Origin of the sequence: Nostoc sp. (assembly GCF_041747015.1) — a bacterium.
Taxonomy (GTDB): Bacteria; Cyanobacteriota; Cyanobacteriia; order Cyanobacteriales; family Nostocaceae; genus Nostoc.
This window is the reverse complement of sequence record NZ_JBGTFY010000435.1, coordinates 1-23,037: the sequence shown is the minus strand read 5'-3', so window position 1 is coordinate 23,037 and position 23,037 is coordinate 1. Positions and strand designations below refer to the sequence as shown.

Here is a 23,037-nt window from a genome sequence, read left to right as displayed (position 1 = left end):
CCCCGCTCAAAGTGTTAACACCAAAGAAAAGTTTTATGCCTTTCTAGAGGAAAATCACAATGTCCTTTACCAGCTAGTCAAGAGTGGAGAAGATATCGACTTTCATTACTTACCAAGGTTGGCGCATAAGAGTAAGACGATATTTTCTGAAGACAACTGGTACGTAGTTGGTGATGCCGCAGCTATTTTCGATCCATTCTATTCTTTAGGAATGGTGATGATGACCTTTCAAATGGAAAGCACCACAGAAATTATTCGTGCAAAGCTAGCAGGGGAGCCAGATGTAGAAAAGAAGCGGGCTGTTTATAATGCCTATAATCTTGGGTATATAGAGTCTTGCAATCATCTCCTCCGCGATCAGGACAAGCAACTTGGTCACGCTAGTGTGATGAGCTGGCGGATGTACTTAGAAAATATGTGGTGGTTTGGGATAATAGTCCCGATGTATGTAGGAAAATGGCACTTGGATCTAAAGTTTCTCCGCAAGTTTGGCAAACAAAGTCGTGGAGTTGTGAGAAAACTTATGGTTCATGTGTACGACCAGTTTAATCAACTTGTAGAACAAGATGTTAATATTGGGTTAATGTATATCCATCGCGGGGGTCAATTACCCTTTGGTTACTATATCACTAAGGAATTTGACAGTTATCTACAGGACACTAAATACGAACCTCAACGATGCAATGTCTTTGCATACATGAAAAATATTTACTTCTTTGTTGCCCTGTGGTATCTGAAGTTCCTATGGAAAGGTTTTGGGATTACTGGCTTGTTATCACCGCGAAATCTTTACCACGTATTCAATTTACTAAAAGCATCTGGTGAATGTGCATTGGATGATTTGATTTTCCGGTTTAAGACTAGAGGTTTGCCAGCCAACAGTATTATTGCCAAGGCAACTGAAGAGTTCAAGAGTTATCGATACCAACCTGAGTTGCAGCCTTGGACACAAAAGCTAGCCGAACAATCCTTACAAACAAATAGCAAAAATGTATCAAAAGTTCCAGAGCTAGTCACACCTCAGGTTTAACTATGCTTAGTAGAGCTAAGGTGTTAAAAACCAGTACTTGCTGTGCTTAAAAGAGAATAGTCGGGTGAACAATAGTCTGGCACTCTGTTGTTAGCCTTGTGTCTTCCAGATTTGGGCAAGCGATCGCCAAAATCAACAGATGTAAAATAGTGCCATTTCTTTCTATTATTCCGATAAATTTTGCTTGGATTAGGTCTAACTTAGAGGATGTTTTAAAAGCATTTTTGGTAACATAAAACCCTTGCCATAGTGTACTTTACAACTTTTGAAACATTCTCTAAATTCTTGATAAATTTCTCTGTTACTTATTTTGTTTAACTGAGGATAAAAAGCTATGATGACTCAGAGTAAAGTTAGCGAGTTTGTCAACAAACAGCGACAGTTTTTTCAGACAGGAAAAACAAAAAATGTTGAGTTTCGGATTGAAACACTAAAAAGATTAGAACAAGCAATTGAGGAGAATAAAGATCCGATCATTCAAGCTTTAAAAGCTGATTTACACAAGCCAGGATTTGAAGCTTATTTTGAAATAATCGGAGTTTTAACTGAAATAAAATATGCTCTCAAAAATCTGAAAAATTGGACAAAAGCCCAAAAAGTTGCTACTCCATTTCATCAGTTTTTATCTTCAGCGAAGGTTTATCATGAGCCTCTAGGTGTAATTCTGATTATCGGTCCTTGGAATTACCCATTTAACTTAATTTTTACTCCTTTAGTAGGTGTGATCGCTGCGGGAAATTGTGCTATTTTAAAACCATCAGAAATTGCCTCACATACCTCTTCAGTTATAGCTGATATCATCCAAAAAACTTTCGATCCATCATTTATTACTGTTATCAAAGGAGGTGTAGAAACTAGTAAAGAACTTTTATCAGAAAGTTTCGATCATATCTTTTTTACTGGAGGAACTGAAATTGGCAAAATTGTCATGTCAGCCGCCGCGCAACACCTAACTCCAGTGACCCTTGAGCTAGGAGGCAAAAGTCCTTGTATTGTCGATGATAGTGTTCATATTGAGTACACTGCAAAGAGAATTGTTTGGGGAAAGTTTAGCAATGCAGGTCAAACTTGTACTGCCCCTGACTATCTTTTGGTCAACCAGAAGATTAAAAAAGATTTGTTGAATAGCATCAAAGAACAAATACAAAAGTTTTATGGCGACGACCCATCAACAAGCCATAGCTACTCACGGATAATCAATCAAAGACATTTTTATCGTCTTTCTGAATTGCTAAAAGATGGCAGAATTTTAGTAGGAGGAGATACTAATTTAGAGGTTCTCTACATTGCTCCTACTGTCATAGATCAAGTCTCTTGGAAAGATAAGATCATGCAAGAAGAAATTTTTGGGCCTATTCTGCCTGTTGTTGAGTATACCGAGCTATCAGAAGCGATTCACCTTGTTAACAAACAACCAAAACCACTAGCTTTATACTTCTTCTCTAGCAATAAAAAAAATCAAGAGTCTGTTTTGCAGTCAACTGTATCAGGCGGTGCTTGTATCAATGAAACTGTTATGCAGTTGACTGTCCCAGGTTTACCTTTCGGCGGAGTTGGAGCTAGCGGCTTTGGTCGTTATCATGGTAAGGCTGGCTTTGATACCTTTTCTTATCAAAGAGGAGTATTAAACAAATCCTTTCTTCTAGATTTGAAATGGAGATATCCTCCCTATGCACAAAAAAAATAGCACTAACTACAAAATAAAAACTGTTTTAAAAAGTTGACAGTACTATCTGAATTAGCTAAGTTAATTTACTGATTTTCAAGTTGAAAACTTACTAGTAAAGTAGTCCCAATAATCTTTACCTATTTAAGAGAGCAAGCAATGATTGCAACAACAGTTAGTTCTTATCTTCGTGATAACTTTTCTCCCATACAAACAGAAATTACTGTCAATAACTTACCAGTAATAGGTAAGCTACCTCGCGATTTATCTGGAATATTTGTCCGCAATGGCCCTAATCCCCAGTTTTCGCCACTAGGCCGTTACAACTGGATTGATGGGGATGGAATGTTGCATGAGATACAGATTAGCAATGGTAAAGCTGCTTACCGCAATTGCTATGTGCAGACACGGGGATTTAAAATGGAACAGAAGTCCGGTCGAGCTATTTGGACTGGTCTGTTGGAACCACCACAGCTAAATAATCCCACTAATAACCTCTTTAGTCCTTTCAAGAATACTGCAAATACCGCTTTAGTGTGGCACGCGGGTCACTTGTTGGCACTTTGGGAAGGAGGTGAACCATACGAAATTGAGTTACCTGACCTAAATACAATTGGCCCATACACTTATAATGGTCAACTAACTTCTCCTTTCACGGCTCACCCCAAAGTTGATCCGATAACTGGGGAAATGATGTTTTTCGGCTATTCTTTGCTGCAACAACCCTATCTACAATATAGCGTTGTTTCAGCTGCGGGAAAGATACTCAAAACAGTTCCCATTGACCTACCAATAGGGGTGATGATGCATGACTTTGCTATCACTGAAAACTACACACTTTTCATGGATTTACCCCTGACGTTTAGAATAGAAAGGCTGCAACGAAGGGAACCAGCTTACATGTTTGAGCCGAATTCTCCTAGTCGAATTGGTATTCTTCCACGTTATGGAGATAACAGCAGTATTCGCTGGTTTGAGGTTCCTAGTTGCTACGTTTTGCATACTCTTAATGCTTATGAAATTGGAGAAGAAGTTGTCTTACTCGCCTGTCGGGCGAATGATGCCAAGGCTCTGAATCTACCTACAATGACAAAGCTAAATGATAGCCAGGAAGATAAACCTCGTCTGCATTGTTGGCGATTTAATCTGCGTACAGGTGTAGTGCAGTCAGAAACAATTGATAATTTACCATCAGAATTTCCTAGTCTGAATCAGCAATGGTTAGGAAGAAAGAATCGCTATGGTTATACAGCAAGAATGGTATCTGAACAAACACCCCTCTTTACTTTTGACGGATTGCTTAAGTATGACTTCGCCAGTGGTTACTCTCAATTTCATGAGTTTGGATCAGACCGCTACGGCGGAGAGGCTGTATTTGTTCCTCGGCCTAATAGTGTTAAAGAGGATGATGGATGGTTGTTGACTTTTGTCTACGACTCGGCTAAAAAAACCTCTGAGTTGATAGTAGTGAATGCCCAAGATTTAACAGACGAACCTCTAGCCCGGATTCTCCTCCCTCAGAGAATTCCTTACGGTTTTCACGGAATTTGGATTCCAAAGGGTTTTTAATTTAATAGTCTGCATTGGGAATTAGTTTAGAAGTCAGATTTTATCTAAGATAATCAGCCACTGCATCTGATTATATCTTTGGTTCCATTAGTAGCTATAGCAGTCTGCTTTTATTTTTGAAATTATTTGCGTAGACAGGGAGTGGGGAGTGGGGAGTAGGCTTGCCGTGAGCGTACTTGTACTGAGCGTAGTCGAAGTAGCCGAATGGGAGTGGGGAAGAAGCCTTTTCGGGGTGTACTGATTTTTTTCACGCAATCAAATACGAGTCCTATATAGGAATCATATTTGATTTCTGAAAAAATTTCAGTAGTAGAGTGTGTTAGCAGAGCGGAACGCACCATTCCAAGCTTGTAGTGTCGTACTCTCGGCGATAACAAACCCTACGTGTATTTCAAAAATCAAATACTAGCCCTATATTATATTGACGAAGTTAGGAAGGGAAATATGGTGAACAATGTTTATGATGTTATTGTTGTTGGTACAGGTCCTGCGGGATTAACTACAGCTAGTTTACTAGCAGGAAATGGATTGGATGTATTGATGGTTGACCGAAAGACTCAACAATTTCTCCAACTTCCGGAAACCTTCTGTGGCATCAGCTATGACCTGCTGGTACGGCTTAACATTGAGAAAAAAATCCAGATAGCAGTTGAAGAACCAAAGAAAATTCGGTTGATCTCAACCAATGAAGGTTTCAATTATCAAATTGAAATTGAACCGAAAAAGTTGAAGGGTAATCATAATGGAATGGGACTTAACCGAGCAGTCTTTGAGCAAGTTTTGATAGAAAACGCTGTGAGTCGGGGAGCAAAGTATTTGCCAAACACATTAGTGAAAGATTTTGTTTTCACTGATCATCAGTTAACTGGTGTTAAGTGCTACAGTCCTGATGGCTATAGTGAATATGGAGCAAAGCTAGTTATTGATGCCAGAGGTAAGCTGACACCATTGGCACAGGGTTTAGGTTTGAAGGCTGCGAGGAAAAAACCTGATGAATATGTAGCAGTTTTTTGCCATTTTGTTGGACATAGCTTAACTGAGTTGATTCCCGATAACGGAATTTTAGTTATTAGTCTAGATGGAGGCTATGTCTTGGTTATGCTTCTTCCTAATGAACAAGTCAGTGTCATGGTTATTTTATGGGAAGAAAAAGCCAGAAGTGGTGCGAAGAATTTGGAAAATGTATTTCAGGAAGCCGTTAATTGTTGGGAGCCACTTTCTCAGGCTATACGAGCAGCTAAAAAAGTGATGCCGACGCAAGCAGTTATGAATTATGACTGGGAATATGACAGGTATTCAGGCAATGGATTTTTGATTGTTGGAGATGCAGTAGCATTTCTCGATCCATTCTTTTGCAATGGAGTAGCGATCGGGATGAATAGTGGGGAAATTGCTGCTGATTTTGTCGTTCAAGGTTTAGCGAAGGGCAACTTGTTAGATAGAACAGAATATCTATCTAGTTACGATCGCAAAATTCAAGAGTTAATACACAAGTGGGAGCGAGTTTGGGGAATTGAAAAGCTGAGTTTGTGCAGTATTGGGTTGCTGAAGCAGACTATTGGACTACTAGGCCAGATATCTTTTCTCAAACTGAAGGCAATTAATGAAGAACTAAAGCAGGATAGCCCTCTTGCTGTTCTCAAAGCTTGAAGAGAGAAAGGTTTTTTGATACCGAAATTAACTGTTAAAAAAGGAGAATCAAGATGACACAGGATGCTGTGGAAACAAAATTAAATGAAGATAAAACCTTACCAGTCAATATTTGGGCTGAACGTGGGATTCCAGCGATTAGTCCTAGTGTGCAGCAGCGACTTCGACAAATTCGTGGCACTTTGCTTCAAGGATTTCAAGCTGCGATCGCTAGTGATGAACTAGAGGCGATTATACCCAAACTGAATGGAATTGAAGATGAGTTGCGTGGATTTGCTTTCGAGGGGGTAGGCATGGGTCTGACTCAGAGGGATTTGTTTGCACCCAGCAAGCAGAATCGAGTTGAGGCATTCGTAGCAGGTTCTGGAGCAGCTTATGAACATTTCGTATATGTGGGGGTAGGTTTAATGCTAGGCAAGCCTCCCTTGCCTCTAGAACCTTACATATCACAACTTAATCCAGCAAAGATTTGGTTAGTCATTGATGGCTATGGCTTTCAACATGGTTTATCCCACTGGCAAAAATATCTCGATAACTTAGCTATCCCTGAGCATCTTTCTGGCTATGCTCTGCGTGTATTTGACCAAGGTATGGGTCGCAGCATTTGGTTTGTAGACGGTGCTGATGTGACTCGTATCCCAAAAACTATCGGAGCTTTCCCTGTTATAAGGCAGGCAGATTTGTGGGGTGGTATTGGTTTCGTCTGCACTTATTCTGGTGGTGCAGGACGTGCTACTTTAGAAGCCTTAAAGACAGCAGCAGGACATTATCAGTTTGCTTTGATTCAAGGATCAGCTTTCGCCGCCAAGTCTCGTCAACGAATTGGTAGCTATTCTGCACATACAGAACTAGCTTGTGAGGTTCTGTCAGGAATGGGAACTAATGCAGTCGCTGAGAATATCAACAAGACTCTTCAAAACCTCGACACTAACACAGCAACGCCAGAGCAAGAAGTTTGGCAGCATTACCGATCGCATCTAGTGATGCCTAGCACAATTGCTTCATCAACTTAATAGTTTCACCCAAAAAGAGTATAGGTGGTGCTGTTTTATATTGCTGGAATCACCTTTTTTTTCAAAGGCTTTTAATCCAAAATCTCAAATGTCCTCAGGTTCAACAGCTAAAGGCTTTTGTGACAACAAATCTACTAATCAAAAAGGAGAATCGAAATGCAACAAGACTCTTGGCAGCTACAAATCAACACTGTGATGACGCTTTTGAAGAATACTTGGACAGAACGTGGAGTTAGAACAGACGATCACAGAATGCAAGAGCGATTTTTTCAAGTTACCAATGCAATGTGGCAAACTCACCAAGCGGCGCTTGCTAGTGATGAACCAAAGGTACTCATAGACAAATTAAATTCAATTGAAACCGAATTGTTCGGATTTGCCTTAGAGGGTATAGGCATAGGTCTTTCTCAGCAGGATTTAGTCGCACCCAGCAAGCAGAATCGAGTCGAGAACTTTGTGGCAGGCCGTAGTCCAGCTTATCAGACTATGGTTTATTTAGGAGTGGGTTTAATGCTAGGTAAAGGTCGGTTGCCTATCGAACGGTATTTAAAACAAAGCGATCTTGTGAAAGTTTGGCCGATAATCGATGGCTATGGCTTTCAACATGGAATGTTTCACTGGCGAGACTTTCTTGATGCTACAGCAACGCCTCCTGAGCAATTTTCTGGCTACACTCGTCACATCTTTGACCAAGGTTTGGGTCGCAGTATTTGGATGGTAAACTGTGCTGATATTACTCATATTTCCCAAACGATCGCAGCTTTTCCTCCTACAAGACAGGCAGACCTTTGGGGTGGTGTCGGATACGCCTGCGCCTCTATTGGTGGTGCAGAACGTGCAACCCTAGAAGCACTAGGAACAGCAGCCGGATCTTATCGGTTTGCATTAGCTAGGGCAGCAGCTTGCGCCGCCAAATTTCGTGAACTACTTGGCAATGCAGCAGGATATACAAAAATGGCTAGTGAAGTTCTCAGTGGTATGGAAAATGCCACACCAGATGATATCTTAAACAAAGCCCCAAAGAATTTTCCGACCAACAAAGCAATATCAGATTCCCAAGTTTGGCAATTCTACCGGGTTTATCTAGTAGAAGATGATTTGGTAGCTGTTGCTAAAGCTTCTTAAGACCCTAAAATGGCGTTGTAGACATCTGTTACATCAAATTTTTAAGTAAATAGGACTTACGCATCAAGTACAAAATGTCGGGGCAATTCATGAATTGTCCCTACGGTAAATCAAGGCTTTCACTGCCTTTTTGCGTAATCTTGGTAAATAGAAACTCAAGGAGAAACAAACAAGTGACAACTGTTAATTCTATGACAAATGTCAATTTCACAACAACTTGCGTTATTGTGTCTTCAGAGAAGTCGTTCGAGCAAGTCACAAGTGCGATCGAGACCATAGTTAGTCAAGCCGACAACGCGCTCCTTAGACAGCTAAAGAGGTTAGATACAAATAAATCGTTTGATCAGGTCAAAAATGCAGTTGAGTCAATGGTTGGGAAAAGCGGCTTGACAATCTTGGTAGATTTTGAACTGGGTGGATTGCTAACATCTCAATCTGGCAAGCGCAATAAGTCCAAGCTTTATATAATTGGAAACCCGCTAATAGCTAACCAAATGTTTGAACAAAATCCTGGGGTTGGACTTTACGTCCCACTGCGACTGTTTGTCTACGAAGACTTTGATGGTAAGACTCGTGTTACTTATGACAAACCTTCATCATTGCTAGGTCAATTTCAGAACGAGGAAATTTTGAAGGTGGCTCAAATGCTTGATCAAAAGCTAGAAAATGTGGTAACAATGGTTGCATAAAATCTACTGTATCATCTTGATTATAGAAACTATCTTACCTATGGAGCATAAATTATTATGTCTCGAATAACTGTACGGCAGATGAATTTTGATTTTACCGAGGCAATTGGTAGGTACTGGTATGGTAACAGTCCCTTCAAAACACACTTTTTTAACAGCATCACACTTTTGTTTCCTGATGGTGAACAATTCATGCTTCGGACTGTAAAACGACAATTAAAGGAGATTGATAACCCCCAACTCAAACAGGAAGCTTCAGCATTTATTGGTCAAGAAGCACAACATGCTGTTCAGCATGAAAAATTTTGGAATAACCTACGCCAGCAAGGTTATAAGTTTGACACCTATCTTCGCTTTCTGCGGTTTATTCTTTTTAACGTTTGTGAAAATCAATTGAGTATCAAGTTCAAGCTAGCTATGATCGCAGGAGTTGAACATTTTACAAATGCGATCGCTGATCTAGTCTTGAGAGAGGAGTTATTTGCAGAAGCAGAACCCAAAATGAAAGAGCTTTTTGAGTGGCATTCTGCTGAAGAGATTGAGCATAAAACAGTCGCGTATGATGTTTTTCAAAATGTAACAAAAAATTACATAATTCGTCTGCTAGGTATTTTCATAGCCTATACCTTTGTTTTAGGTTTCGTTAGTCTGGGTTTAGTCATGATGCTATATCAAGACAAAAAGCTTCTCAATATCAAAGTTTGGCAGGAAATGATACAGTTTTTTTTTACCAAAGAAAAATTTGTCTTCAAAGTATTCTTGCACTCACTTGAATATTTCAGAACAAACTTCCATCCCTCACAAAAAGATAATCTTTTTTTAGTCAAGAAAGTTATGCACTTTAGTTAGTTTAGGTAAATTCCGTTTATGGGAAAAAGATTACATGGGAATTGTTGCTTGTCGAAAAAGAAACCTAGAGAGGCAAGTTAACTAATGGTCATAAGCAATACAACCGTTTTTTAGCCAACTGTCGAGAGAATAAAAGCCTAATAACCCAAGTTGCGGGTTATCTGAGTTCGAGCGCTTTGCACTCTGAGATTGATGCGATCGCCTCAAATAGAGTAGGGGATCGCGAATGGCAATAAGCGCGGTAAGAAGGGAGGCAGGCAGTGCGTTGGAGGGGTAACAAGGCTTAAAGCAACTGCCGTCGGCGAGCCACTCTTATTGCACCTGGCGTGGTTTCCCCCATGAGCGACTCCACCAAGCCAAAGGGCGGATAGCGCCACCTAAAGCGGGTCTGCGTCCCTTGCACATCAGATAGCAATCTTGCAGGGTTTGTTGCGTAACGCATTGCCTCAACCCAACCTACAAATATTCTTAACCGAGCAGTATTGACCACGCTTCTTGTCTGGGTAAGGCTGTTACCACTGAATGATTGAACAGCAATTACCCCGATAGTAAGATGACAATAATTTTGTACTAATGTGAGAAAGCAGCTATGACCCTTATTCAACTGTTCGATATCGCTACTCTCTTTGTTTTACCCTTTTGGGCGTTGATGATTCTATTACCAAACTGGGGAATCACACGGCGGGTAATGCAATCATATGTACCCTTCGTGGCTTTGGCAGGACTGTATTTGTACTTATTCGTTAGCAGCATCACACCAGAAACTCAAGCCTTATTCACTCCCAGGCTAGCGAATATTGCCCGATTATTTGCGGACGAAAGGGCTGTAGCAACTGGGTGGGTTCATTTTGTGGTCGTGGATTTGTTTGTCGGTCGCTGGATTTATTGGGAAGGGCAGCGAACAGGTATCTGGACGGCTCACTCGCTTACCCTCTGTTTGTTTGCTGGCCCCTTTGGGTTGCTGTCTCACACCTTGACTCGCTGGATTAACCAAAGATTTTTCCCTCGTTCTGATAGCGAAGCGGCCGCTGTAGTAGATCGGGTGTCGTCAAGCGGCACGTTGTCAGCGTAGGCGAATATTTAGTCTTAGTCAGGCTGTTACATAACTTATTTTTAAATAGTAGTGAATGGGACTAGGATAATCGCAAATACTGATAGTTCTTCTGGAGGTAGCTTAACAGCATCTGGCATCGCCCGAACCCATGAAGAGCTAGACCCAATAGAAACGGGATTAGTAGCAAAGTTTCAACTTGTTGAGCTACTACAACGCCAGTTTTTCTAATTTTTTACAACACAACCCTATTTGAAAGCTGGTATCAGCATCCAAGAAGGAGAAATAATGGAAACCCTAACCGGGTCTGGAACGCACGTCGTAGTGTCTTCAAGCAAGTCCTTTGAGCAGGTAGCAGAAGCGATCGAGTCGATGGCGATCGCAGATAAAATTGATTTGGCGATCGTTGAACAAATTATCTTAGCCAGCAAGTCGTGGGATGAGTTCCGGGAAGCCTTTGAGTCAAAGGTCGGAAGTAATGGTTTTATGACCTTTACAAAGATTGATCATGGTAGTCTGATGTCTTTGGCCTTTGAGGGCGTCAAGGCAATGCTATACATAATTGGAAATCCTCTAATCGCCAGACAAATGTTGGAACAAAATTTAGGGGTCGGACTTTACGTTCCCTTGCGACTGTTTGTGTACGAAGACAAAGACGGAAAGACTCACATCGTTTACGACAAGCCGTCGTCTCTTCTAGGACAATTCCAAAACGAGAAAATTTCGGCAGTCGCGCAAATGCTCGATCGCAAGCTCGAAGAATTGGCGACCACAGCAGCGGTATTGTGAGGTTAACACAGAGGATGTTTATAAAGTCCCTTGTCATGCTACGAATTTTTGAGTACATAAAAAACCTGGTGAGTTACATCTGCAACGGTACGACGCAGTAGAATTCGGTTAACAAAGAAAAAATTTTGAGATTTTGAAGGAGGTAGCTATGAAGATTTCAACACTAATTCAAGGTTTATCTATAGGTGCAGTTCTGTTATTAGCTGGACGTCCTGCTTATGGATTATCGTTCTACACAAACATATCAGAAACACAATTAGACAATGACCCCATTATAGACATAGCAGGTTATCCTGGTGATACTATTAGTTGGGAAGGATTTTTTGAGACTACTGGTCTCACCGCTAATCTACAGTCCATAGCCTTGGTCGCAATTTACGATTCAAATGAGATTACTGGACTCGATTTTAAGCGTGTTGATGATGATGCACAGTTTTTTCCTGAATTTTCCAGACAGGTAACCACTGATACTAGTACAGGTTTAACCACCATAATAGGTTTTATTGGTGGTCCTCCAGGGTTACCTCCAAACTTTAACCACAAGTTTGATGATGTCGCTATAACCTTAGGTTCTCAGCTGAACAATGATGGAAAAGCTGATTTTACGGTTGGCCTAGTAACACGTGCAGTTGATGCAAACGGCAGAGATGTCACGGCTCTATTCGGAAAACCCCTGGCGTTTGAGGTACAGCTAGCTGCAGTTCCTGAACCCTCAACCCTTTTTGGCTTAGTTCTAGCTGGAGGATTTGGAGCCTTTTTTAGGAAGCAAAACAGGAGAGCGCAAGCTTAGTATAATTTAAAATTTTCGCTCCATTACAAGGCTACTAAAAACGGATTAAGCCCTGAATCAGATGGCTGCTAATTATCCCGAACTTTTGAGGACAGAAGAAACCTGGCGAGTTTCATCTGCAACGGTACGACGCAGTATAATTCGGTTAACAAAGAAAAAATTTGGCTCTTCATTACTTGGTATGCCAAACTATCAGTTGAAACGATGAGAAGCGTGATACCCTGCAATTTCCCCCAATTTAGTGCCTCCGCCGCCCTAAGTAATTCTAATAGGGTTGGAGAATGGATTGATAATCCATCCGAGTAAATAAAGTTGGCTCCCTGCTTGAGAAGGTTTAACCCAAGGATGATGAATTATGGATGTATCTAGTTGTACGGAGATTCGCAAGCCAAGGACAGATGACAAACGACTGTGGGATATTATCCTTGGTAATGCAGGACAACGAACACTGATGGTTGCTCATGACCTCAAACTTTTTCCTCTGCTTGCTGAAAAACCTCGCACTCTAGCCGAAGTTTGTGAAGCGCTGGAAATAGAGTGCCGTCCCGCGCAAGCTATCTTGGGAGTGCTTGTTTATCTTGAACTGATACAAGTCAAACAAGACTATTATTCCCTTTGTGCTATTGCCGAGGACTATCTTTTAGACAGCAGCTCAACCTACTGGGGCGGTCAGCTGGACTTTATGATTGCCAATGAATACGTAGTATGCTCGTATGAGAGCTTAAAAAAAGCGGTGCTGACCAATTCGCCGCAGCTTTATAAAAGCGATAAACCATTTGAGACCCATGAAGAGCAAGCCGAGTTGGCACGCGTCTTTACTTACACAATGCACGCTCACAGCATGGGGCCTGCTCTTGCTTGGCCGGAAATTATTGACCTGTCAGAATACAAGATTTTACTAGACATTGGAGGAGGATCGGGAGCTCATGCGATTGGTGCAACGTGTAAATGGTCGCACTTGCAAGCCCTGGTTTTAGATATGCTTCCCGTGTGCGAGGTAGCCCAAGAATTTATCAAGCGCTTTGGCTTACAAAGTCGAATTCAGACTTGTGTCAGCGATATGTGGCAAGACCCCTTTCCAGCGGCAGACCTGCACTTTTATGCAGATATATACCATGACTGGTCGGTGGAACAAGGACGTTTTTTGACTCAGAAAAGCTTTGAAAGTCTGCCATCTGGGGGTCGCATCATTATCCACGAAATGCTCTACGACGAGCCAAAAGTGGGTCCGCTTGCAGTTGCGGCATATAATCTCACAATGCTGGTGTTAATCGAAGGTCAGCAATATTCAGCTAAGGAATTGTCAGCGATGCTGGCAGAGACGGGTTTTACCGATGTTGAAGTCAAGCCGAGCTTTGGCTACTGGAGTATCGTCACGGGCTGTAAGCCATAGAAACTTTTCAAGTCGGAAGCCAAGATCCAGTTCAGGAGAAAGTTGCGCTGGCCAACTGATACCGCCAACTAAAGCAATGAAAAAACTGTTGAGTTGGCTCTAAAAGGGTAGGCGTGGTGCTAACAAAGTGAAAAACATTTGAGTTTTGGAGGAGTTAGTTATGAAGATTTCAGCAGTAATTCAAGGTTTATCTATAGCTACAGTTCTGTTAGTAGCTGGACTTCCTGCTTATGGAGCGTCGATATTCATAAACTCACCAGCAGCACAATTGGACGATGACCCCATTTTAGACATAGCGGGTCGTCCTGGTGACACTTTTAGTTGGGAGGGATTTATTGATACTACTGGTCTCACCGCTAATCTACAGTCTTTCAATGCGTACGCAGTTCGCGCTACAGATGAGATTCCTGGGTTCAAGATTGAGGGTGAAGATACTACCGAGTTGCAACAGTTTTTCCCCAATTTTTCCACGCAGTTCAGTGTTGATCCTAATTCGGCTTTGGACGGCATATTTTTAGGAAATCGTAGTGGTCCTCCTGGGTTACCCCCAAACTATGCCGGTAGGATAGTAACTAAGGTCACTATCACCTTGGGAGATCAACTCAACAATGATGGACAAGCAGATTATAGGCTTGGCATATCATCTGCAATCGATGCTAACGGCAAAGATGTCACGGATCAATTCAACATCGTCGAGTTTGAGGTTCAGCCAGCTTCAGTTCCTGAACCATCAAGCATTTTTGGCTTAGTTATAGCTGGAGGATTTGGAGTCTTTTTAAGAAAGCAAAAGAGGAAGGTGCAATATTAGTATAATATCAAGTTTTTGCTCGACTACAACACTCCTCAAAACCGATGAAGCCGTCAATCGAATGGCTACTAATTCCCAGAATTTTTGACAACAGAAAAAACTGTTGAGTTGCGTCTGAAAGGGTAGCGGCAATACGATTTGGTTAACAAGTTCAGAAAAGTTTGAGTTTTTGGAGGAGTTAATAATGAAGATTTCGGCACTAATTCAAGGTTTATCTATAGCTACAGTTCTGTTAGTAGCTGGACTTCCTGCTTATGGAGCGAGGATATTTATAACCACACCAGAAGCACAATTAGACGATGACCCCGTTTTAGACGTAGCGGGTCGTCCTGGCGACATTATTCATTGGGAGGGATTTTTTGATACTACTGGTCTTACCGCTCCTCTACAGTCCATAACCACGTACTCAACTTCATCTCGCGCTTCAGAGGGGATTCCTGGTGAGATTATTAAGTTCGAGCTTAAGCTTGCTGAAGATGATCCACTGTTTTTTCCTAATTTAGAAGAGCCGGTAGTCTATGATCCTAATACAGGTTTAACCACCCTAACAGGATTTCGTAGTGGTCCTCCAGGGTTACCCCCAAACTATATCCATAAGATAGTAGATGTCTTTGCAACCTTGGGTCCTGAACTCAACAATGATGGACAAGTTGATTATAGGATTGGCGTATTATCTGCAATTGATGTAAACGGCAGAGATGTCACAGATCAATTCCAGCGCATTACTCAGGAGTTTGAGTTCCAGCCAATTGCAGTTCCTGAACCCTCAAGCATTTTTAGCTTACTTCTAGCTGGAGGATTTGGAGTCTTTTTAAGAAAGCAAAAGAGGAAGGTACAAGCTTAGTATAATTTCAAATTTTCGCTCCAGTACAATGCTACTGAAAACGAATTAAATCGTGTATGGACTTAACCAAGTTGCTGTAATGTTTGTAACAGCCGCAATTCCTCTTGGTACACCAGCAGGTATTGGGCTGTTTTTTCAGGTGAGTATATTAATTTGATTAGAACTTATGGTCGTCAGACTGATGCTCCTTTTAATCCTTCTGTTACTTTGCAGTTTAGGTTTGAACCTGTTCCTTAACCGTCTTCTGTATTAGGTACAAAGGATTTAACAATAATGTTGACTTTCCGAAGATTTGTATCCCGCATGGCAGTGACAGTATTTCTGATAACAGTGCTTCTGATCGTTGTCAGCAGCCCAGAAGTCATACCGGGGAAAGCGATCGCCAACCCTGTCGCTACCCAACGCACCTTCCCAGACCCGGAACTCGACCCGCCGGTGCCCGCCAATCTAGGTTATCTTGTAAAGCAGATCGGCGATCGGGATTGAGCTATCTGGTAGTAGATAAAAATATAACTCATTAAAGGTTGATGTTTATGCTTAACAATAAGTTCTATAACCGTCGTCGTTTTCTTCAAACTGCCGCCCTATTTTCTGCTGGCTTGACGACTTCGCTAGCCAACCCTCGTCGGACGAATGCTCAGGATGATTCGGTAGAAGCTGTTGTTATCGGTAGTGGCTTCGGTGGCGCTGTTGCCGCTTTACGTTTGGGGCAAGCTGGTATCGATACATTGATTATAGAGCGAGGTCGTCGTTGGCCTATTACATCTGCTCAAAATACTTTTGCTACTTACCGTAATCCTGATGGTCGAGCCGCTTGGCTCAGTCCAAAAACAGTGCTATTTGACGAAGTTCCTATAGACGTATATACAGGAGTTTTAGAGCGTAAAGATGAAAATGGAGTTTCTGTTTACTGTGGTGCTGGAGTCGGAGGTGGTTCTTTAGTCTATAACGGTGTTACTTACCAACCTCCCCGCGAACTCTTCTATAAAGTCTTTCCTAAAACAATTAACTATGACGAGATGGATAGAGTTTATTACCCTCGCGTTCATTCCATCATAAACCCAGCACCAATTCCTCAAGATATTTTGGCTACTGACTACTATTTAGCAACTAGGCTCTTTCTTCAGCAAGCGGCGGTCGCTGGATTACCTAGCCGTTTGCTAGACATAGCTGTAGACTGGAATATTGTTCGCCAAGAAATCAATGGCACTAAAGTTCCTTCCGCTATTATTGGCGAAAACTGGTACGGTCTTAATAGTGGAGCAAGAAAAAGTCTAGATCGTAACTACTTAACTCAGGCAGAGCAAACCGGGCATGTGGATATTCTGCCTCTTCATATAGTAACAGAAATCTCTGAAGTACCGGGGTATGGCTACCGAGTTGCCTGCACCCAAATTAATGAGTCTGGAGAAATTATTGCCACAAAAACTATTACTTGTAAATATCTATTTCTGGCAGCTGGTTCTATGGGAACCTCTAGGCTTCTAGTCAAAGCCAAAGCAACAGGTACACTACCTAGGTTAAATGACTACATTGGTTTAGACTGGGGAACTAACGGAGACACTCTTACTATTCGTTTAGGTTTTCCACAACCCACACACCCCGGACTGGGAGGACCTGCAACTGCAGGTATTCAATATTTCGATAACCCTCTTGGTCCGATTTCTCTCCTATCATTCCCGATATGGAATGCTCCCGAAGGGTCTCTAGTATCTCTCGGTATAGGCATTCCCTCTGTAAAGGGAAGATTCAACTACGATTCAACTACAGGTTTGGTTAAACTCAAGTGGCCAGATAGTAACAATTCGGGAGACCCAAAAGTTCTGAAAGCGGCAGAATTTGCCTCCAGATTAATTAACAGGAAAAACGCTACTTCGATTAGCCAGCCACAAACAAATATAACAATGGGTAGCTATCCTCAGCGTAAAATCCGAATTACGGATCAAGTATCTGATAACATTCCTGTTTCCCATCCATTAGGAGGAGCTGTCTTAGGAAAAGCCTGCGATTTATATGGTCGAGTCATCGGTTATCGGGGTCTGTATGTTGTTGATAGTGCATTGATTCCCGGCTCTACAGGAGCTACAAGTCCCTCTTTTACCATTGCGGCTTTGGCAGAACGCTGCATGGAACGGATTCTTGCAGAAGATATTGGCTAAGACACCAGTTTATTCTCTATGGAGAAGGCATTGATAGGGTAGCGCACTGCGTTGCGATCGCACTAAACAATCAAACCAAACTGCATTACTGCTTGCGTCTCGAACCCTGTCAGTTTGAAAGCGTTGATTACTCTGCCTTTAACTTGGGTGCGCCGCACGGCATCGTCTCATTGATGACGCGCGGTCACGAGTAGCTACGCTTCAGGATTTTTAGCCCTTCGGTGCAGTTTTCTGCCAAGCAGGCAACTCCTCAATCTGAGCATACCAGCGGCGGATGTGAGGATAGTCGTCTAGGGGGAAGCGCCCCGGCACTGCATAAGTCAAACTGCTGGCAACCGAAAAATCGGCCAACGTTAGGGTGTCGTTGACCAAGAATTTGCGATCTGCCAGATAGGTATTCAACACAGTCGCTTCCTTGTGGAAGATTTCAGTCGCGCGTTGCACTGCCTGCGGATCGGGATCGCCTAGTTGCGAAAGCTGTTTGATAAAATTCTCGTATTGCAAAGGCTGACACCCCCGATTCCAATGGGCTAGCTCCCAGCTTTGCCAGCGCACGATATTGGCACGGCTCTTCATATCCTCAGGCCAGAGAGAGTTGGAGACTTGACTTGCCAGATATTGCATAATGGCGGTTGATTCCCACAGAATAAAGTCTCCATCCTGCAAGACTGGAGTACGACCAGTGGGATTTAATTTGAGATACTCTGGCGTGTGCTGTTCACCTTTCTGCAAATCTATTAACTGGAGTTCGAGGGGGAGTTCCAGGTGGATTGCAACTGCATGGGCTTTTCGCGTCTGGGGAGAGGGCGGAAAGTAATAGAGCTTCATTACAAATTCTCCTATTTCTTATTCATGGATTCATGGGCAGCAAATGTCGCACTTCAACGCCGTAGCTGCTGGCTGCGGCGTTGAAGCGCCGCACTAGTTCATCGTAGGCACAGCCCCGCCGTCGATGCGGATGTTAGTCCCGTTGATGTAGCTGGCACGCGGGCTTACCAGGAATGCAACCGCGTCAGCCACGTCCTCCGGGCGACCGATTCTGCCGGTCGGGTTGGGGATAACCTCCTTTACAGTCCGCTTCTCAATCTCGGCCCAGTCATCTCCCCAACCCATCTGCTGGGCGATGCCGAGAATCATCGGCTCGGTAGCGGGCGTGTGAATGAGTCCGGGGCTGACCGCATTCACGGTGATCCCACTCCCAGCCAGTTCCTTGGCCAAACTGCCCGTGAGGTTTGCGCTGGCGGCCTTGGTCGCCGCGTAGTGGGGTCCGTTCGAGAGCGGCATTGCCGCCACCATGCTAGCCAGGTTGACTACGCGACCCCAGCCGCGCTCCTTCATCGGCGGAACCATGTGCTGGATCATACGCACCATCGAGCCAACGTTCTGATTGTACAGGTTGACCCATTCAGCTGGCTTGCCATTGCTCCAGTCGCCTGGTGGGAAGGCTCCAGCGTTGTTGACAAGAATGTCTGATTCCACCGAAGACCGACAGCGCCTTCTCGGCGACTTGCGCCGCCGCCTGGTCGTCGGACAAATCGCCCAGGACAACGACCGCCTTGCCACCGCTGGCGGCAATCTCTTGCGCCACGCGATCCGCTTCTTTCTCTTGACGACCCTGGACGACAACCGCCGCACCCTCTTTCGCCAGCACCTTGGCGATCGCCTCGCCGATGCCACTGCTACTGCCCGTGACTAATGCCCGCTTGCCATTCAGTTGTAAGTCCATGAAAAACTCCTGTGTGAGTTGTTTGTTAATTAGACTTCATGGGAAATAAGGTAATCTCATCAGAGGTAGTGCTTCGTGGCGCAACAGGGTGTTCAGAAGAGGCTGTTATTACTTCCCAATTTGAGATAGGAACTTCGGAGATTTTGAGAACCTCGCTCGGCTCACCAAAATGGTCAAAGGTCACAGTCCTCATTAAAGCTCCATGCGCTTACGTTATTGCTATGTTTTATTATATGATAAATATCATATAATAAAGCAAGACCAAAGCGCTAGAAGAAAAAAACAGATTTCTGACAATGCTCTATAAGCGCTCCGTTGTTCGTCAAAGCTCTTGGCAAGGCGAAACAAACGATGTGGGTATGTCCTCTATTCGATTAGGCGCTTCCGAACTCGGGCAATGGACAACAAATAAGTAAAGGAAGGATTGGAAAAGACCAGGAAAATGCTAGGATGAGGTACTCAAAGGAACACAAGCAGCAAACACGTAGACGCATCCTCTATCAGGCGGTCCATGCCTTCCGTGAAGAGGGTTTACATAGCGTAGGCGTTAGTGAGCTGATGAACAAGCTCGGGCTGACACATGGCGGCTTCTATGCCCACTTTAAAAATAAGGAGGCTCTGGTGTACTAGGTGCGTACACACGGACTATGCGAGGCAGTAGAAAAGCTCGAATCTGGGGCGGCAGGCGCGCCAGTGGGCGAGGAAGTCCGCAAGATAATTGAGGCATATCTCAGTGAGGAACACCGGGACAACCCCGGGCAGGGGTGTATCATGGTCGCACTCGCGGGTGAACTTTGTCGTGAACCGAGTCCCGTGCGCCGTACTTTTACGCAAGGGCTTCGCATCTACATTGACCGTTTAGCTGCCTTATTTCCGTTCCACGTCCGGCGCTCCCCTGAGGAGCAGGCGATTGTATTGCTGGCAGGCATGGTAGGATGCCTCCTCCTTGCCCGTGTGGTTGACAATCAAGACGAGAGCAGCGAGATATTACGGGTTGGTCGTGAGTTTTACCTGGAGGCGTTCGCCAGCAAAGCGTCAGGATAAGGCTAAAACAACAGGCACACTGTCTAAGTTAAATAACTTATTTAATCAATCCATTCACCGTTTTTTTTCAGCTAAGTATTGTAATAAAGTGTTTGAATCCAACATCAAGAGGTTCGATATGTTGAGGAAAGATTTCAATTTTCTAGAAAGGCATTTTGAATTTGTAGTAACTGCTACTATCATTTTAAGCAGTTTAGCAATCACAGAACAACCAGCTAAATCTGCTGTGTTAGCTTTAAATGATAACAACTCGATTGCTGCATTTGACCCTTCTTTCTCAAATGTCCCCTCAAATAATGGTCTTCTCTTCTGGACTGTTGACGGTGTGAATCAATTATTCCATAATCAATTTTGGTATCGTATTGGCTCCGAAGGTAGAGAAAATAATATTAATACTCTTAATCTAATTGACCTTGCTCAAGCTCAACCAGATGACAATCAGCTCTCTGTTACTTACGCAAATACTAACTTTGAAATTGGGCTTAACTTCAAGTTGGATGGTGGTCCACAGCGCAGTGGTATATCTAGCTTATTCGAGAATATCACGATAAAAAATACTGGCTCTAATCAGTTAGACTTCCACTTCTTTAACTATACTGACTTTGATCTCACTGAAAACGGTGAGCAAGACACAACGGAAATAGGTAGTGGTATTGCTACGCAGTTAAACAATTCTACCTTTACAACCGAAGTGATTGATCCCGCAGCAAGCTACTACCAGGTGTCTCCTTTCTCTAATATCTTAGATGTATTAGAAGATGATATTCCGACCACCCTGACAAATTTTTCCGGTCCGTTGACTGGCGACAATGCTTACGCTTTCCAGTGGGATTTTGCTCTTGAGCCAGAAAAATCTTTGTCAATCAACAACTACAAATCCATTATCCCGTTCAAATCGGTTCCTGAACCAACCATGACACTAGGTTTTATAGCCTTTAGTGGTTTGATGCTCGCTCATAACAAGTTAAGAAAACTGTGCCGATGAGGTTTGATATTAAATATAATAAAGCGAAAAAACTAAACTCTGTAAAGATAAAATCAGCAATTCTCATTTTGAAAAGAAATCAGAGAAAATTCTGTTATTTAAATAGAGAACTTGTGTTGAAGCATCATTTTTTGACAAATAATTATCATCCAACGTTGGAGATAGACAAGTTTTAAGAAATTTGTCCATGAAAAAACGATTTCAACTGATAAATTCAGATGAAATTTTCAACAACTTTTTAGTTGTTTTAATAAATATTTTTCTTTTCCTCCTTTAATATGTTGACATTTATCAACTAGAATTTACTCTTTTTAATGGGTCATGTTCTGTGATGATCAATGAAAATAAATGCGACCAATCTTTAAACCATAAATATTTTAATAAAGTCCGAATATCTTTAAAGAAAGTAGTTCGAGTTACTAATATTTTACGAACTTGTTGATAAGTATAATTAACTAAATCTAAAACAGTATGAAATAAAAAAGCTAGCAAATTTAAAGATAATAATAACTCGCATAAATGATTTTCACCATGACCAAAGTTATGTTCTAAATTATAACCGTGATTTTTAAGAACGTTATTCCCCTCATTCTCCACTTTCCATCTGCTGCGTCCAGCTTTGACAATTTCTTCAACATTATTTTCAGTGATTTTATGATTAGTTATCCAATTATTTTGGTAGATAATTTCCTCGGTTTTTTTATTAATAACTGTCACTTCGCACCAATTAACTTCGAGACTTGATTCTTCATCTTTTAAGGGAACTCTAGAAGTATAACGATAACGAGAAATTCGATTTTTTCGCCCAGCCCATTGTTGCTTTTCCCTGGTTTTAATTTTTCCACTTCTTTCTAAGAATTCTAGCCAATCATATAAAGTCAGCAATTCTCATTTTGAAAAAAAATAAGAGAAAATTCTCTTATTTGCATAGAGAACTTATGTCGAACCATCATTTTTTGACAGATAATTATCATCCGACGCTGGAGATAGACAGGTTTTTAAAAATCTGTCCATAAAAAAATTATTCCAACTCATAAATCTAGCTGAAATTCTAACCAAATTTGTATTTTTATTTGATAAATAACTTTCTTCTCCTTTTTCAAGATATTGATATTTTTCAACTAGAATTTACTTTTTTAAATGGGACATATTCGGTGAAAATAAATGAGAATAAATCCGACCAATCTTTAAACCATAAATATTTTAATAATGTACGAATATCCTTAAAGAAAGTAGTTCGAGTTACTAATAGTTCACGAACCTTTTGATAAGTATAATTAACTAAATCTAAAACGGTATGAAATAAAAAAGCCAATAAATTCAAAGACAATAATAATTCGCACAAATGATTTTCACCATGACCAAAGTTATGCTCTAAATTATAACCGTGATTTTTAAGAACGTTATTCCCCTCATTCTCCACTTTCCATCTGCTGCGCCCAGCTTTGACAATTTCTTCAACATTATTTTCCGTGATTTTATGATTAGTTATCCAATTATTTTGGTAGACAACTTCCTCTGTTTTCTCATTAATAATAGTCACTTCGCACCAATTAACTTCGAGACTTGAGTCATCATCTCGTAAGGGAAGTCTATCAGCATACCGATAACGATAAATTAGATTTTTTCGCCCATCCCATTGTTTCTTTTCAATGGTTGAAACTTCTCCACTTCTTTCTAAGAATTCTAGCCATTCATATAAAGTTTTATGCGACGCTTGCAGACAAACAAAAATAAAATTATAGCCTTGTTTTAGAGCCAATTCACAAACAGGTTCGTGAGAATATAAGTCGTCTCCTAAAAGTTTCCTTTCATCAGGTAAATCATGCAATTGTTGACGTAAAAATTGCATTAATT

Annotated in this window: 23 protein-coding genes and 2 pseudogenes; 18 read left to right on the top strand and 7 right to left on the bottom strand. The window is 41.9% G+C overall.

Annotated features, from left to right (window positions below; translation table 11 throughout):
- From ACEW80_RS34335 to ACEW80_RS34300, 8 genes and pseudogenes are all read left to right on the top strand, one after another.
- Positions 1–1,030 (top strand): annotated as a pseudogene (locus tag ACEW80_RS34335) (tryptophan halogenase); the annotation flags it as partial.
- A 334-nt stretch (positions 1,031–1,364) separates the two neighbouring features.
- A complete protein-coding gene (locus ACEW80_RS34330) occupies positions 1,365–2,717 on the top strand; it encodes an aldehyde dehydrogenase (protein ID WP_373530899.1) in 1,353 nt (450 codons plus the stop codon).
- Between the two features lie 138 nt (positions 2,718–2,855).
- Positions 2,856–4,265, top strand: coding sequence for a carotenoid oxygenase family protein (locus ACEW80_RS34325; protein ID WP_373530898.1), 1,410 nt, complete (start codon positions 2,856–2,858; stop codon positions 4,263–4,265).
- Between the two features lie 444 nt (positions 4,266–4,709).
- On the top strand, positions 4,710–5,915 hold the full coding sequence (locus tag ACEW80_RS34320) for an NAD(P)/FAD-dependent oxidoreductase (protein ID WP_373530897.1): 1,206 nt from the start codon (positions 4,710–4,712) through the stop codon (positions 5,913–5,915).
- A gap of 53 nt (positions 5,916–5,968) precedes the next feature.
- Positions 5,969–6,928, top strand: coding sequence for a DUF1702 family protein (locus tag ACEW80_RS34315; RefSeq protein WP_373530896.1), 960 nt, complete (start codon positions 5,969–5,971; stop codon positions 6,926–6,928).
- Positions 6,929–7,084: 156 nt separating this feature from the next.
- Positions 7,085–8,053 (top strand): DUF1702 family protein, encoded by a 969-nt coding sequence (locus tag ACEW80_RS34310; protein ID WP_373530895.1) that lies wholly within the window; start codon positions 7,085–7,087, stop codon positions 8,051–8,053.
- Between the two features lie 173 nt (positions 8,054–8,226).
- Complete coding sequence (locus tag ACEW80_RS34305; protein WP_373530894.1) at positions 8,227–8,742, top strand: DUF302 domain-containing protein; 516 nt, start codon at positions 8,227–8,229, stop codon at positions 8,740–8,742.
- 57 nt (positions 8,743–8,799) lie between these two features.
- The gene (locus tag ACEW80_RS34300; protein ID WP_373530893.1) at positions 8,800–9,591 is read left to right on the top strand and encodes a metal-dependent hydrolase; all 792 of its coding nucleotides are present in this window, start codon (positions 8,800–8,802) and stop codon (positions 9,589–9,591) included.
- Positions 9,592–9,874: 283 nt separating this feature from the next.
- Here the strand turns inward: ACEW80_RS34300 and ACEW80_RS34295 are convergent, their stop codons facing one another.
- Entirely contained in the window at positions 9,875–10,081 is a 207-nt protein-coding gene (locus ACEW80_RS34295) for a hypothetical protein (RefSeq protein WP_373530892.1), read from the bottom strand.
- 99 nt (positions 10,082–10,180) lie between these two features.
- On the opposite strand from ACEW80_RS34295, the gene ACEW80_RS34290 reads away from it, so the two are divergent.
- From ACEW80_RS34290 to ACEW80_RS34260, 7 genes are all read left to right on the top strand, one after another.
- Positions 10,181–10,663, top strand: a complete 483-nt coding sequence (locus tag ACEW80_RS34290) for an ABA4-like family protein (protein WP_373530891.1) — start codon at positions 10,181–10,183, stop codon at positions 10,661–10,663.
- A 51-nt stretch (positions 10,664–10,714) separates the two neighbouring features.
- The gene (locus ACEW80_RS34285; RefSeq protein WP_373530890.1) at positions 10,715–10,873 is read left to right on the top strand and encodes a hypothetical protein; all 159 of its coding nucleotides are present in this window, start codon (positions 10,715–10,717) and stop codon (positions 10,871–10,873) included.
- Positions 10,874–10,930: 57 nt separating this feature from the next.
- A complete protein-coding gene (locus ACEW80_RS34280) occupies positions 10,931–11,431 on the top strand; it encodes a DUF302 domain-containing protein (RefSeq protein WP_373530889.1) in 501 nt (166 codons plus the stop codon).
- Positions 11,432–11,579: 148 nt separating this feature from the next.
- On the top strand, positions 11,580–12,221 hold the full coding sequence (locus tag ACEW80_RS34275; protein WP_373530888.1) for a PEP-CTERM sorting domain-containing protein: 642 nt from the start codon (positions 11,580–11,582) through the stop codon (positions 12,219–12,221).
- A gap of 355 nt (positions 12,222–12,576) precedes the next feature.
- Positions 12,577–13,614, top strand: coding sequence for a methyltransferase (locus tag ACEW80_RS34270; RefSeq protein ID WP_196519228.1), 1,038 nt, complete (start codon positions 12,577–12,579; stop codon positions 13,612–13,614).
- 160 nt (positions 13,615–13,774) lie between these two features.
- The gene (locus ACEW80_RS34265) at positions 13,775–14,422 is read left to right on the top strand and encodes a PEP-CTERM sorting domain-containing protein (RefSeq protein ID WP_373530887.1); all 648 of its coding nucleotides are present in this window, start codon (positions 13,775–13,777) and stop codon (positions 14,420–14,422) included.
- 184 nt (positions 14,423–14,606) lie between these two features.
- A complete protein-coding gene (locus tag ACEW80_RS34260; protein WP_373530886.1) occupies positions 14,607–15,266 on the top strand; it encodes a PEP-CTERM sorting domain-containing protein in 660 nt (219 codons plus the stop codon).
- Between the two features lie 233 nt (positions 15,267–15,499).
- Here the strand turns inward: ACEW80_RS34260 and ACEW80_RS34255 are convergent, their stop codons facing one another.
- Entirely contained in the window at positions 15,500–15,712 is a 213-nt protein-coding gene (locus ACEW80_RS34255) for a hypothetical protein (protein ID WP_373530885.1), read from the bottom strand.
- Between the two features lie 87 nt (positions 15,713–15,799).
- On the opposite strand from ACEW80_RS34255, the gene ACEW80_RS34250 reads away from it, so the two are divergent.
- A complete protein-coding gene (locus ACEW80_RS34250) occupies positions 15,800–17,425 on the top strand; it encodes a GMC oxidoreductase (protein WP_373530884.1) in 1,626 nt (541 codons plus the stop codon).
- 210 nt (positions 17,426–17,635) lie between these two features.
- On the opposite strand, the gene ACEW80_RS34245 is transcribed toward ACEW80_RS34250, so the two are convergent.
- From ACEW80_RS34245 to ACEW80_RS34235, 3 genes are all read right to left on the bottom strand, one after another.
- The gene (locus ACEW80_RS34245; protein ID WP_373530883.1) at positions 17,636–18,253 is read right to left on the bottom strand and encodes a glutathione S-transferase family protein; all 618 of its coding nucleotides are present in this window, start codon (positions 18,251–18,253) and stop codon (positions 17,636–17,638) included.
- A gap of 93 nt (positions 18,254–18,346) precedes the next feature.
- Complete coding sequence (locus ACEW80_RS34240) at positions 18,347–18,904, bottom strand: SDR family NAD(P)-dependent oxidoreductase (protein ID WP_373530882.1); 558 nt, start codon at positions 18,902–18,904, stop codon at positions 18,347–18,349.
- Positions 18,831–19,151 (bottom strand): SDR family NAD(P)-dependent oxidoreductase, encoded by a 321-nt coding sequence (locus ACEW80_RS34235; protein ID WP_373530881.1) that lies wholly within the window; start codon positions 19,149–19,151, stop codon positions 18,831–18,833. Before ACEW80_RS34235 ends, ACEW80_RS34240 begins: the two co-directional genes overlap by 74 nt.
- A 450-nt stretch (positions 19,152–19,601) precedes the next feature.
- On the opposite strand from ACEW80_RS34235, the gene ACEW80_RS34230 reads away from it, so the two are divergent.
- Both ACEW80_RS34230 and ACEW80_RS34225 read left to right on the top strand, forming a co-directional pair.
- The gene (locus ACEW80_RS34230) at positions 19,602–19,781 is read left to right on the top strand and encodes a TetR/AcrR family transcriptional regulator (protein ID WP_373530880.1); all 180 of its coding nucleotides are present in this window, start codon (positions 19,602–19,604) and stop codon (positions 19,779–19,781) included.
- 328 nt (positions 19,782–20,109) lie between these two features.
- A complete protein-coding gene (locus tag ACEW80_RS34225; protein ID WP_373530879.1) occupies positions 20,110–21,180 on the top strand; it encodes a hypothetical protein in 1,071 nt (356 codons plus the stop codon).
- 291 nt (positions 21,181–21,471) lie between these two features.
- On the opposite strand, the gene ACEW80_RS34220 is transcribed toward ACEW80_RS34225, so the two are convergent.
- The gene (locus tag ACEW80_RS34220; RefSeq protein WP_373530878.1) at positions 21,472–22,065 is read right to left on the bottom strand and encodes a hypothetical protein; all 594 of its coding nucleotides are present in this window, start codon (positions 22,063–22,065) and stop codon (positions 21,472–21,474) included.
- A 318-nt stretch (positions 22,066–22,383) separates the two neighbouring features.
- Positions 22,384–23,037 (bottom strand): annotated as a pseudogene (locus ACEW80_RS34215) (ISNCY family transposase); the annotation flags it as partial.

Bases quoted from the DNA above. Each gene is read 5' to 3' on its own strand.
- ACEW80_RS34330 (WP_373530899.1), top strand. From the start codon at position 1,365: ATGATGACTCAGAGTAAAGTTAGCGAGTTTGTCAACAAACAGCGACAG.
- ACEW80_RS34325 (WP_373530898.1), top strand. From the start codon at position 2,856: ATGATTGCAACAACAGTTAGTTCTTATCTTCGTGATAACTTTTCTCCC.
- ACEW80_RS34320 (WP_373530897.1), top strand. From the start codon at position 4,710: ATGGTGAACAATGTTTATGATGTTATTGTTGTTGGTACAGGTCCTGCG.
- ACEW80_RS34315 (WP_373530896.1), top strand. From the start codon at position 5,969: ATGACACAGGATGCTGTGGAAACAAAATTAAATGAAGATAAAACCTTA.
- ACEW80_RS34310 (WP_373530895.1), top strand. From the start codon at position 7,085: ATGCAACAAGACTCTTGGCAGCTACAAATCAACACTGTGATGACGCTT.
- ACEW80_RS34300 (WP_373530893.1), top strand. From the start codon at position 8,800: ATGTCTCGAATAACTGTACGGCAGATGAATTTTGATTTTACCGAGGCA.
- ACEW80_RS34290 (WP_373530891.1), top strand. From the start codon at position 10,181: ATGACCCTTATTCAACTGTTCGATATCGCTACTCTCTTTGTTTTACCC.
- ACEW80_RS34280 (WP_373530889.1), top strand. From the start codon at position 10,931: ATGGAAACCCTAACCGGGTCTGGAACGCACGTCGTAGTGTCTTCAAGC.
- ACEW80_RS34275 (WP_373530888.1), top strand. From the start codon at position 11,580: ATGAAGATTTCAACACTAATTCAAGGTTTATCTATAGGTGCAGTTCTG.
- ACEW80_RS34270 (WP_196519228.1), top strand. From the start codon at position 12,577: ATGGATGTATCTAGTTGTACGGAGATTCGCAAGCCAAGGACAGATGAC.
- ACEW80_RS34265 (WP_373530887.1), top strand. From the start codon at position 13,775: ATGAAGATTTCAGCAGTAATTCAAGGTTTATCTATAGCTACAGTTCTG.
- ACEW80_RS34260 (WP_373530886.1), top strand. From the start codon at position 14,607: ATGAAGATTTCGGCACTAATTCAAGGTTTATCTATAGCTACAGTTCTG.
- ACEW80_RS34250 (WP_373530884.1), top strand. From the start codon at position 15,800: ATGCTTAACAATAAGTTCTATAACCGTCGTCGTTTTCTTCAAACTGCC.
- ACEW80_RS34245 (WP_373530883.1), bottom strand. From the start codon at position 18,253: ATGAAGCTCTATTACTTTCCGCCCTCTCCCCAGACGCGAAAAGCCCAT.
- ACEW80_RS34235 (WP_373530881.1), bottom strand. From the start codon at position 19,151: ATGGACTTACAACTGAATGGCAAGCGGGCATTAGTCACGGGCAGTAGC.
- ACEW80_RS34230 (WP_373530880.1), top strand. From the start codon at position 19,602: ATGAGGTACTCAAAGGAACACAAGCAGCAAACACGTAGACGCATCCTC.